The sequence below is a fragment of the uncultured Romboutsia sp. genome (assembly GCF_958366745.1).
Lineage (GTDB): Bacteria > Bacillota > Clostridia > Peptostreptococcales > Peptostreptococcaceae > Romboutsia > Romboutsia timonensis.
Map to the genome: position 1 here is coordinate 1 of NZ_CATXCO010000060.1, position 11,369 is coordinate 11,369.

Sequence of the window (11,369 nt, forward strand, 5' to 3'; positions counted from 1 at the left end):
CAGCTGCTCTTGTAGCATTAAGTGCATCTTCTATTCTTAATTTTCTTTCTTTCATTTCAACTTCTGTAGCAGCTCCTACTTTTATAACAGCTACCCCACCAGCAAGTTTAGCTAATCTCTCCATTAATTTTTCTTTATCAAATTCTGAAGTAGTCTCTTCTACTTGATGTTTTATTTGATTAACTCTATTTTCTATAGCAACTTTATCTCCAAATCCATCTACTATTGTAGTAGCTTCTTTAGTTACTTTTATAGAACCTGCTCTACCTAACATAGTTACATCTGCTTCTTTTAAGTCATATCCTAATTCCTCAGATATTACAACTCCTCCAGTAAGTGTTGCTATATCTTCAAGCATTGCTTTTCTTCTATCACCAAATCCTGGAGCTTTAACTGCAACAACTTCAAATGTTCCTCTTAATTTATTAACTACTAATGTAGATAATGCTTCTCCATCTACATCCTCAGCTATTATTAATAATTTTTTACCTTGTTGAACTATTTGCTCAAGTATAGGTAATATATCTTGTATGTTAGATATTTTTCTATCTGTTATTAATATATATGGATCATTTAATACTGCTTCCATTTTATCTACATCTGTAACCATGTATGCTGAAATAAATCCTCTATCAAATTGCATACCTTCAACAGCATCTAATTCAGTATTCATAGTCTTAGATTCTTCAACAGTTATTACACCGTCTTTTCCTACTATCTCCATAGCTTCTGCTATTAATTTTCCTACTTCTTCATCTCCTGCAGATATAGAAGCAACTTGAGATATAGATTCCTTAGTTTCTATAGTTCTAGATTGAGATTTTAATTCTTCTACTGCAACTTCAACCGCTTTTTGTATACCTTTTCTTATTAAAACTGGGTTAGCTCCTGCTGTTACATTTTTTAGCCCTTCTCTTATTATAGCTTGAGCTAAAACTGTAGCAGTTGTAGTACCATCACCAGCTACATCATTAGTTTTAGTAGCAACTTCCTTAACTAATTGAGCTCCCATATTTTCAAATCTATCTTCTAACTCTATTTCTTTAGCTATTGTTACACCATCATTAGTTATAAGAGGTGCTCCAAATTTTTTATCTAATATAACATTTCTTCCTTTTGGTCCTAAAGTAACTTTTACTGTATCTGCTAATTTATTTACACCTGTTTCTAATGCTTTTCTAGTATCTTGCGCAAATTTTATTTCTTTAGCCATGATTAACCCCTCCCTTAAATTATTCAACAACAGCTAATATATCGCTTTGTCTTAATATTGTATATTCATTTCCTTCTATCTTAACCTCAGTACCTGCATACTTTTGGAATATAACTTTATCTCCTACTTTTAACTCCATTGTTATTTCTTTTCCGTCCACTATACCACCTGGTCCAACTTCTATAACTTCAGCCATTTGTGGTTGTTCTTTAGCTGTTCCTGGTAAAACTATACCACTTGCAGTCTTTTCTTCAGCCTCTAATTTTTTTATAACTACTCTATCAGCTAATGGTCTTATTTTCATATTTTACCTCCTAGTAAATATTTATATGTAAAAATAAAAATATACTATAATATTTTTTATCACTCTCCAGTTAAGAGTGCTAACAATTATTATAGTATATTAATTATATCCAATTTTCAATAGTTTTTATAACTTTTTTATAATATAGGTGAAAATAACCTAGCTATTGATTCTTTAACTTTTTTAATCATACTTCTATTGTTAAACTCTTCTAATTTTAACTCTTCACTATTTTTCATATCTTCTAAAAAATCCTTAGTCATAATATCTATTACTTCTTTATCATATATAAATGCATTTATTTCAAAATTTAACATAAAACTTCTTAAATCCATATTAGCTGATCCAGTTGAAGTTATTTTATCATCTATAATTATAACTTTAGAGTGTATAAATCCTTTCGTGTATAAATAAACCTTACCTCCAGATTTTAATATATCACTAAAATACGAATAAGATGCTGTATTTACAATTTTATGATCAGCTATTTTAGGGAATATAATTCTAACATCTACTCCACTTAAAGCTGCACTATTTAAAGCTTTTAATAAACTTTCATCTGGTATAAAATATGGTGTTTCTATATATATGCTTTTTTTAGCCTGACATATAGCTGAAAAATAAGCATAATGTATCGCCTCCCAATCACTGTCTGGTCCACTTGCTACAACTTGAACCATACTATTTCCGCAGTGACCTATTTTAGGGAAAAATCTTTTAGTTAAGAGAATCTCTTTTGTTGTATAATACCAATCTGTTAAGAAAATCATTTGAAGCATGTATACTGAAGTACCTTCTACTCTTATATGAGTATCTCTCCAATAACCAAACTTTTTATTCATTCCTAAATACTCATCACCTATATTTATGCCACCTGTATATCCTATATAACCATCTATTACTACTATCTTTCTATGATTTCTATAGTTTAACTTTCCTCCTAGTATAGGAAATTTATTTGGTATAAATGGTTCAATTTGTATATTATGCTTTCTCATTTCATTAAAGAAATTCCTATGAAACCAAAATCTCCAGCATCCTACATCATCATATAAAATTCTCACCTTTACGCCTTGTTTTGCTTTTTTAATCAATGCATTTTTTATCTTTGTTCCTATTTCACTTTCTTTTATTATAAAATATTCTAAGTGTATATATTCTTTAGCATTTTCTATATCTTTAAGAAGTCTTTCAAATTTTTGATTTCCATCAGTATAAACTTCTATATTATTATTAGTTGTAAATGGAAATACCCCTGTATTTAATAACAAACTTATAACTCTTTTCTTAGCAGAATCTTCCTCATCTACATCGCTAAGTATTATATTATTCCTTATAGATTTTTGTTCTAATGTTACTAATTCTTCTATTTCCTCTAAGTTCTCAAATAAATTTTTATCCTTTATATCTGTTGCTAGTTTTTGAGTTCTAAGCATCTTTATTTTTCTTATATTTCTACCAAATATGGCATATATCACAATTCCTATGCCTGGCAATAATATAAATATTAATAGCCAAGTCATAGTTTTAGCAGGGTCCCTATTTTCAAGTATTATAGTCATAGATATTAGTGCACCAGCGATATAAGATATAATTAAATAGCTTAAAAACAAAACACCTCCAACACTCATAAAAATTCTCCTTTTATTATCTTCCTATACCAAGCTCCCTTGCATAATAGAATAAGTACTGTTGTGCAAATCCAGATAATTCTTTAAATTTATCTATAGCATATGCTCTTATTTTAGGTAAACTTAGGTCCTCTTCTACATAGAATTCTTGCATAACTCTTTTAACCCATACGTCTACAGGGAAAGTATCATACTTTTGCATTCCAAATAGTGCTATACAATCCCCTACTTTAGGACCAACTCCATTAAATTTTAATAATTCCTTTAGGCACTCTTCTGTATTTAACTTAGTATATTCAGATATATTTTTATTGTTTAGAATAACACTGTCTGTTGTACTCTTTATATATTTATCTCTAAATCCTGTTTGGCATGCCCTTATTTGTTCCTGGCTAGCCTTACTTAATTGTTCTGGAGTTGGAAAAGCATAATATTCTTTTCCATTATATTCACCAATATATGTCCCAAATTCTCTAGATAAATTATTTATGGCTTTTTGTATCATCGGTATTCTATTGTTTGATGATATTATGAACGATATAAGCATTTCCCATCCATCTTGTTTAAGAATTCTTATACCCTCGCCAAATTCTGTCGCTTTCTCTAAATGTTCATCCATATTTCTTAATATATCTTTTATCTTTCCATAGTCTGTTCCTAAATCAAAGTATTCAAACCAAATATTATTAAAATCATCTAAATTAGTATTTTTTAAAAAAACTTTATCTCCTTGTTTTGAAACATTTATAACTCTTCCTTTTGCTACACCTGTATATGATTCATCATCTTCTTTAATCCATCTAAAACACTGACCACATTCAAATATGTGCTTTGGATTAAAATCTTTTATATCTTCTAATATAACTGTATTATCTTGTTCATAAACCTTCATAAATTGATACTCCTCAATGTAAATTATTATAAATTTATTATATCTTTAATTTACCCATATTTTTCATAAATTAAATGAATTAATTTAAATTATGCTGCAAAATAAAAAGTCTAGAGTAGTATTTTAATTTCTTTTCTGCTAAAATACATAAGACATTATTTTTAGAGGGTGATTTTATATGAATAACAGAGGTATATTTATAGCTGTTGAAGGTCCTATCGGTGTAGGAAAAACTACATTAGCTAATATACTTAACCAGCATTTTGGCTATACTCTTTTAAGAGAAATAGTCGAAGAAAATCCTTTTTTATCAAAATTTTATACAGATATTAAAGAATATGCTTTGCAAACAGAAGCATTTTTTCTATTTAATAGATTTAAACAATTAGAAGATACTGAAAAAAATGTGTTAAGTAAATCTAAAGGAGTTGTAAGTGATTATCATATAATAAAAAACCTTATATTTGCAGGTATAACACTTGATAAGATGCAATTCCATAGATATAAACAGGTATACAACATATTTGTTAATGACTTACCTCAACCAGATATTATAATATATTTAAATTCTAATACAGATGTTCTGATGAAAAGAATAGCAATGAGAGATAGAAGCTTTGAAAGACAAATGGATAGAAACTATATTGATGGATTACGCACGGAATATAAATATTATTTCAACCCATTATCTATAAAACACAATTTTATGGGTAAAGAACCTATAATAATAGAAATTGATAATTCAAATTTAGACTTCTTAAATAAAGAAGAAGATAGAAAATTTATCATAGATAAAGTAGAGGAAGCAATTTCAACTTTAGGAGGAAAGACGACATGTTCAAATTAGTAAATCAATGCAATAAGCCTTTAAATAGAGATTTATTCATAACAGTAGCTGGTAATGTTGGTGCTGGTAAATCAACTTTAACTAAATTAGTTGCAGAAAGACTTGGGTTTGAGGCACATTATGAAAAAGTTGATGGTAACCCATATTTAGAAGACTTTTATAAGGATCAAGAAAAATGGGGCTTCCATCTACAACTATACTTCTTAGCTCAAAGATTTAAGCAACAAAAAGAAATAGATAGTAACGGATTAAACAACATACAAGATAGAAGTATATATGAAGATGTAGAAATATTCGCTAGAAATTTATATGATAATGAAAAAATGACTAAAAGGGATTATATAACTTATAGAGATTTATTTAATGATATGGTTCCTTATTTAAGAAGACCTGACTTAATGATATATCTTGATGGATCTTTAGATTCTATAATCCATAGAATAAATCTTAGAGAAAACAGTTGATATAGAATACTGGGAAAATCTTCATAATAGATATGAAAAATGGATTTCTGAATATGACCAGTCACCAGTTTTATATGTTAACATAAATGAAGTTGATTTAATAAATAATCCAGAGCATTTGGATATGTTATGTGAAAAAATAAAAGAAATACTAGGAATGTAAATATATACATTCCTAGTATTTCTTTTTATACATATAGTTTTAATAAATACTTTTTATTGCATTATTTTTAATTATTATAAGAATATAGATATTAATGCTATAGCAGTAACTACTTGTAATGAACCTACAAATAAAGCATATAATGATACTGATTTACCTTGTTTTATTAATTCTCTTAAATTAACTCTAAGGCCTATTGCAGCTAATGCTATTATTTCTAGTTTATTACTTATAGCCTTAAATAAGTATGATACTTCTGGTGATATTATATTTAAAGTAAATAATGCACATGTTATAAAGAACCCTATAACATACCATGGTATTTTTATTTTACCTTTTTTAACATCTGATATTTCTTCTTCTACTATTTCATGGTTAGTTTTTTGTTTTATATGGCCAAGAACAAATATTACTCCAACTAATAATATAACTCTTACAATTTTGAATATCGTAGCTAATTCCTTAACATGCTCATTAACCATCTCTCCACTAGCAACAACTTGTCCTACTGATTGAAGTGTTCCACCTATCATAGCTGATGTTCTTACAGCTTCATGGTTATATAAATATCTAGATAAAACCGGAAGTAAAAACATTAAAAATATCCCTGTTATATTTACTACTGTAATAGCTATTCCTTTATCCTCATCGCTTGCATCTATAACTGGAGCTGTTGCAGCTATTGCAGATGAACCACATACTGCATTTCCACTTGCCATAAGCATTCTAAAGTTCTGACTAAAGCCTAACTTTTTACCTATATACATCGCTCCAACTATTGTAATTGTCATTTGTATAATAACGAAAAATATTCCGTTAAATCCTAATTCCATTAATTTTGTTACACTTAAAGTTCCTCCAAGCAATACTATTGAGTATGATAATAGGTTAGTTTCAGAAAATTTATATCCTTTTTGGAACACTTTTTGTCCTAGGAATAAGTTTCCTGCTAACATACCTAAAAATATTGCTATAGTTCCTGCACCTAAACTCGGAGCAAACTTTGATAATCCCATACTAATTAAAGATATTGATATAGATACTATAAGTCCTGGTAATATATCTTTTGTTTCATTTAATATTTTATTGTTTTTCCTCATAAATTATGACTCACCTCTTAAAATGTTATTTGTGTTTGTATTCATTCCATATTATTATCAAATAAATATAAATTCTAAAACTAAGCACATATTATTATATAAGTTTACTTATTATAAGTAAAATAGATAAAATATATGATAATTATTAATATTTTTAATGATTATATGTATAATATAGATATAATCATTAAATCAAGTTTGGGAGGTATTATATTGTTTGAAGAGTTAAAAACTTTTGTTGCTGTAGTAGAGCATAAAAACTTTACAAAGGCTGGTGAATATTTAAATTTATCTCAGCCCAGTGTCAGTACACATATAAAAAATTTAGAAAGTTACTATGGTGTTACTTTGATTAATAGATCTATAAAACATAAATCAATTGTTATAACTGAAAATGGCTATAAACTTTATAACAGAGCAAAAGAAATTCTACATATCTTAGATACTACATATATGGAAGTTCGAGATATTTCAGATTCTATTAAAGGTATTATAAAGGTTGGTGCTAGCTTAACTATTGGAGAGTATATTCTTCCTGGATTTCTGACTATTTTTCGTAAGAAATACCCAGATATAGAAGTTGATCTACTTATTGAGAATACGACTTTAATTGCTGAGAATTTAAAAGATTTAACTTTAGACATCGGATTCATAGAAGGTGTATCCTCTTACCCCAATTTGAATCAAGAATATCTATCAGAAGATAAAATGGTTTTAGCAGTTCCTTATGACCCTCACTGGATTAATAACAAATTTACCTTTAATTTGTTACAAAATCAAAATTGGGTAGCTCGTGAAGAAGGTTCTGGAACTAGAGAATACTTAAATCTATTTTTAAACTCAAATAAAATACTTCCAAAAAATTTAATGATTTTAGGCAGCAATTATGCTGTTAAAGAGGCTGTTAGAAATGGTCTTGGTATAACTTTAATATCTAATTTTGTAGCTGCTCCTGCAGCTAAAAATAAAGAGTTAATTACTATAGAATTGGACAAATCTTATAATCGTAATTTCTCTTACATTTTACCTAAAAATATAAATGTTACAAAAGCTACTGAAATATTTTTACAAGAATTTAAAAACTATTTATTAACCATTACTAAGTAAATTTATTAATTGTATAGATATATTTTAATAATTTAACCATATTATTTAATAAAAATAAGGACTTAGCAATTGCTAAGTCCTTTTATCATTTTGTATTTAATTACATTCCTAGCTCTTTAAACTCCCTACTACCAGGTTTAACTAACTCTATATTTCCTTCTTTACATAAAGGACACTCATCAGCATCATGAACTTGTATATCTAACTTTATTGCACTATATATAGGCATACCTATATCTTTAGAAGTTCTATTTGCTATGCAAGCTACCCCTATAACTTCTCCACCTAATTTTTCTAAAGCTTCTTTAGTTTCTATTGTTGATTTTCCAGTAGTAACAACATCTTCAGCTATTATTATTTTAGCTCCTGGCTTAACTTCAAATCCTCTTCTAAGTTCCATTACTCCATCTTTTCTTTCAGTGAATACAGTCTCCTTGTTTAATTGTCTTCCTAATTCATAAGAAACTATAACTCCACCCATTGCAGGTCCTACTACTAAATCTATATCTAAATCTTTTATTTGCTCAACTACCGTACTTAATACTTGCTCTGCATATTGAGGAAATCTTAATACTTTTGCACATTGAACGTATCTATTACTATGCTTTCCTGAAGATAGCAAGAAGTGTCCTTCTAATAATGCATCACTTTTCTTTAATATTTCTACTACATCTACTTTACTCATATTTACGTCCTCCAAAATTTTCATATGTTTATTTTAATTATTATAATATACCTCTAATTTCGTCTAAACTTTTTATTCCTTCTTTTTTCATGAATTCTTCTATCCCTTCTATTATTTCAAGACCTATTTTAGGATTCATGAAGTTGGCAGTTCCAACTTGAATACACGTTGCCCCAGCCATTATAAACTCTATAGCATCTTGAGCTGTCGTTATTCCTCCCATTCCCATAACTGGTATACTTACATTTTTACATACCTCATGAACCATTCTAAGAGCTATTGGCTTTATTGCAGGACCTGATAAACCTGCATATATATTTTCAAATACTGGTTTTCTCTTATGTATATCTATAGCCATTGCTTTAAATGTATTTACTAAAGATATACCATCTGCACCTTCTTCTTCACAAACTTTAGCCATACCAACTATATCTTCAGCATTAGGTGATAATTTAACTATAAGAGGTAAATCTGTAACTTTTCTAACTGCCCTTACAACTTCTCTTGCAACTTCATTTTTTATACCAAATGCCATTCCACCAGCTTTTACATTTGGACACGATATGTTTAACTCTATCATATCTATAGGTTGATTATTTAAAAGTTCTGCCCCTTTTACATAATCATCTAATGTTGATCCACCTAAATTAGCTATTCTTACTAAATCTAAATCTTTGAAAAATTGTAGTTCATTGTCTATGAACCCTTGAACACCTGGGTTTTCAAGCCCTACGCTGTTCATCATTCCAGATGGAGTCTCCCATACTCTCATTCCTTTATTTCCATCTCTTTTTTCTAAAGTAAGACCTTTACTACTTACTCCACCTAATTTTTGTATATCATAAATTTCATTATACTCTTTGCCGAATCCAAAAGTTCCCGAAGCCATAACAACTGGATTTTTAAAATCGATGTTCCCGAATTTTACACCTAAATTAGCCATTAAATATCACGTCCTCTCCCCAGAATACAGGTCCATCTTTACATGTTTTCTTATTTGCAAATTGTGTCTTACAAGTACATACTAAACATGCCCCAACTCCACATGCCATATGATTTTCTAAAGATACCATTATCTTCGTATTAGTACCTTCTGTCATCTTAACTAACTTTTCCATCATAGGCGTCGGACCACAAGTTAATATATAATCATATTTTTCAATATCTAGAATATCCGTTACAAACTTATCCCCCGTAGCTATATGAACTTCTTTACAAACTTCTTTATATTCTTCTTCTAATATCGCTTCTTTTCTAAATCCTAAATATGCATCACAATTTTCTATATTTTTAGCAACTAAGTAAAGTGGCGCCACTCCGATTCCTCCACCTACTAAAGCAACCTTACCTTCAACCTTTTCGTATCCATTTCCGTATGGACCTTCTAATTTTATAGTTTCATTTACTTTTACTTTGCTTAGTATTTGAGTACCTTCTCCTACAACTTTATATAAAAAACTTATACTATTCTCATCTATATCATGTATACTTATTGGTCTTGAAAGAAGTGGAAACTTATCCCATGCTCTTAACATATAAAATTGCCCCATTTTTCCTTCAAACTTACCTTCAACCCTCATAAGATACATATCTTCTCCTATGTATCTATTTTCAATCACTTTATACATATTCATTCTCCCCTTGTCATCATACGTTTTGTCTAAATTTATATTTAATCTATTGCTACTTCTTCTAAATCATTTTGAACTTCTTTAATTCCTAAAAGCTTCATTATCAATGCCATTCTTACAAACATTCCATATTTAGCTTGCTTAAAATATACTGCTCTTTTATCATCATCTACATCTACATCTATTTCATTTACTCTTGGTAATGGATGCATAACAAGCATATCTTCTCTAGCATTTTGCATTTTCGATTTATTTAGTATATAGTAATTTTTTAATTTCTCATATTGCTCTTGATTTTCAAATCTTTCTCTTTGTACTCTTGTCATATATAAAATATCTAAACTACCTATAACTTCATCTAAGTTATCTGTTTCATAATAAGCGTGTCCTTGCTCTTGTATAGCATCTTTTATATACTTTGGCATCTTTAATTCATCTGGAGATATAAATATAAACTTAATTCCTTTATATCTAGACATAGACTTTACTAAAGAGTGTACTGTTCTTCCATTTTTTAAGTCTCCACATAATCCGATTGTATGATTTTCTAAACTTCCTTTTAGTGATTTTATAGTAAGTAGATCTGTAAGTGTTTGTGTTGGATGTTGATTTCCTCCATCTCCTGCATTTATAAAAGGTACTTCTGTATATTTTGTCGCTTCTTCAGCTGAACCTGCTACTGGATGTCTCATTACTATTGCATCTGCATAGCATGATACTGTTCTTATAGTATCTCCTAATGATTCTCCTTTTGACACAGATGATGAATTAGGTTCTGAAAAACCTACTACGCTTCCACCTAATCTGCACATTGCTGATTCAAAGCTTAATCTTGTTCTTGTTGATGGCTCATAAAATAATGTAGCCAATAATTTACCTTCACACACACGAGAATATTTTGATGGGTTCTCAATTATATTTTGAGATAGTGATAATATTTGATCTATTTCTTCAACAGAAAAGTCTTCTGACTTGACTAAATTTCTTCCTTTTAATAACATATTATATCCTCCTTTTTTAGCCTCTCTGGACTAAATTTAAAAGTTTTTTTTTAATGTAATTTTATATTCTGATAGTAGCTTAACACCTTTTTTTTATAAAGTCAATATATTTAATTCCAATTCATTCCAATAAAATATCTCTCTATATTAGTATTTTAGATAAATATTTCTATAATCATATTATTAAATTATTTCTATTAATATTTATATATTAACACTTTATAAATATATATAATCTCTCATTGTTATATAAAAAAGCCACCTATAAAAATAGGTGGCTCAGAGCGTAGACAAAGTCTACGCTCTTTTATTTTTGTCAATACTCTTTATG

The 11,369-nt window shown here is 28.6% G+C and carries 11 protein-coding genes and 1 pseudogene; 3 read left to right on the forward strand and 9 right to left on the reverse strand.

Features of this window, described 5'->3' with window-relative positions:
- From groL to Q5F54_RS06000, 4 genes are all read right to left on the reverse strand, one after another.
- The coding region (groL, locus tag Q5F54_RS05985) for a chaperonin GroEL (protein ID WP_302334101.1) at window positions 1–1,213 on the reverse strand (1,213 nt) is incomplete at its 3' end.
- Between the two features lie 19 nt (window positions 1,214–1,232).
- Window positions 1,233–1,517, reverse strand: a complete 285-nt coding sequence (groES, locus tag Q5F54_RS05990; protein WP_071121533.1) for a co-chaperone GroES — start codon at window positions 1,515–1,517, stop codon at window positions 1,233–1,235.
- A gap of 137 nt (window positions 1,518–1,654) precedes the next feature.
- The gene (gene cls, locus Q5F54_RS05995) at window positions 1,655–3,148 is read right to left on the reverse strand and encodes a cardiolipin synthase (RefSeq protein ID WP_281538952.1); all 1,494 of its coding nucleotides are present in this window, start codon (window positions 3,146–3,148) and stop codon (window positions 1,655–1,657) included.
- A gap of 16 nt (window positions 3,149–3,164) precedes the next feature.
- A complete protein-coding gene (locus Q5F54_RS06000; protein WP_071121535.1) occupies window positions 3,165–4,040 on the reverse strand; it encodes a DNA-3-methyladenine glycosylase in 876 nt (291 codons plus the stop codon).
- A 178-nt stretch (window positions 4,041–4,218) separates the two neighbouring features.
- On the opposite strand from Q5F54_RS06000, the gene Q5F54_RS06005 reads away from it, so the two are divergent.
- Together Q5F54_RS06005 and Q5F54_RS06010 are read left to right on the forward strand one after the other, a co-directional pair.
- Window positions 4,219–4,887, forward strand: a complete 669-nt coding sequence (locus tag Q5F54_RS06005) for a deoxynucleoside kinase (protein ID WP_071121536.1) — start codon at window positions 4,219–4,221, stop codon at window positions 4,885–4,887.
- Window positions 4,875–5,514 (forward strand): annotated as a pseudogene (locus Q5F54_RS06010) (deoxynucleoside kinase). The gene Q5F54_RS06005 and the pseudogene Q5F54_RS06010 overlap by 13 nt, the downstream one beginning before the upstream one ends.
- Before the next feature lie 74 nt (window positions 5,515–5,588).
- On the opposite strand, the gene Q5F54_RS06015 reads toward Q5F54_RS06010, so the two are convergent.
- A complete protein-coding gene (locus Q5F54_RS06015; protein WP_281538951.1) occupies window positions 5,589–6,614 on the reverse strand; it encodes a YeiH family protein in 1,026 nt (341 codons plus the stop codon).
- 213 nt (window positions 6,615–6,827) lie between these two features.
- Here Q5F54_RS06015 and Q5F54_RS06020 point away from each other — a divergent pair, with 213 nt between their 5' ends.
- On the forward strand, window positions 6,828–7,721 hold the full coding sequence (locus tag Q5F54_RS06020; protein ID WP_071121539.1) for a LysR family transcriptional regulator: 894 nt from the start codon (window positions 6,828–6,830) through the stop codon (window positions 7,719–7,721).
- Between the two features lie 100 nt (window positions 7,722–7,821).
- Here the strand turns inward: Q5F54_RS06020 and pyrE are convergent, their stop codons facing one another.
- Genes pyrE through pyrB form a run of 4 tightly spaced genes read right to left on the reverse strand, consistent with a single transcriptional unit; the run spans window position 7,822 to window position 11,038 of the window.
- Window positions 7,822–8,406: an orotate phosphoribosyltransferase gene (gene pyrE / locus Q5F54_RS06025; RefSeq protein WP_071121540.1), complete on the reverse strand. Its 585-nt coding sequence runs from the start codon at window positions 8,404–8,406 to the stop codon at window positions 7,822–7,824.
- A 40-nt stretch (window positions 8,407–8,446) separates the two neighbouring features.
- Window positions 8,447–9,349, reverse strand: a complete 903-nt coding sequence (locus Q5F54_RS06030) for a dihydroorotate dehydrogenase (RefSeq protein WP_281537298.1) — start codon at window positions 9,347–9,349, stop codon at window positions 8,447–8,449.
- Entirely contained in the window at window positions 9,342–10,034 is a 693-nt protein-coding gene (locus Q5F54_RS06035) for a dihydroorotate dehydrogenase electron transfer subunit (RefSeq protein WP_302334102.1), read from the reverse strand. The genes Q5F54_RS06030 and Q5F54_RS06035 overlap by 8 nt, the downstream gene beginning before the upstream one ends.
- Window positions 10,035–10,078: 44 nt before the next feature.
- On the reverse strand, window positions 10,079–11,038 hold the full coding sequence (gene pyrB / locus Q5F54_RS06040; RefSeq protein WP_277231276.1) for an aspartate carbamoyltransferase: 960 nt from the start codon (window positions 11,036–11,038) through the stop codon (window positions 10,079–10,081).
- Between the last annotated feature and the right edge of the window lie 331 nt (window positions 11,039–11,369).

Bases quoted from the DNA above. Each gene is read 5' to 3' on its own strand.
- groES (WP_071121533.1), bottom strand. From the start codon at position 1,517: ATGAAAATAAGACCATTAGCTGATAGAGTAGTTATAAAAAAATTAGAG.
- cls (WP_281538952.1), bottom strand. From the start codon at position 3,148: ATGAGTGTTGGAGGTGTTTTGTTTTTAAGCTATTTAATTATATCTTAT.
- Q5F54_RS06000 (WP_071121535.1), bottom strand. From the start codon at position 4,040: ATGAAGGTTTATGAACAAGATAATACAGTTATATTAGAAGATATAAAA.
- Q5F54_RS06005 (WP_071121536.1), top strand. From the start codon at position 4,219: ATGAATAACAGAGGTATATTTATAGCTGTTGAAGGTCCTATCGGTGTA.
- Q5F54_RS06015 (WP_281538951.1), bottom strand. From the start codon at position 6,614: ATGAGGAAAAACAATAAAATATTAAATGAAACAAAAGATATATTACCA.
- pyrE (WP_071121540.1), bottom strand. From the start codon at position 8,406: ATGAGTAAAGTAGATGTAGTAGAAATATTAAAGAAAAGTGATGCATTA.
- Q5F54_RS06030 (WP_281537298.1), bottom strand. From the start codon at position 9,349: ATGGCTAATTTAGGTGTAAAATTCGGGAACATCGATTTTAAAAATCCA.
- Q5F54_RS06035 (WP_302334102.1), bottom strand. From the start codon at position 10,034: ATGTATAAAGTGATTGAAAATAGATACATAGGAGAAGATATGTATCTT.
- pyrB (WP_277231276.1), bottom strand. From the start codon at position 11,038: ATGTTATTAAAAGGAAGAAATTTAGTCAAGTCAGAAGACTTTTCTGTT.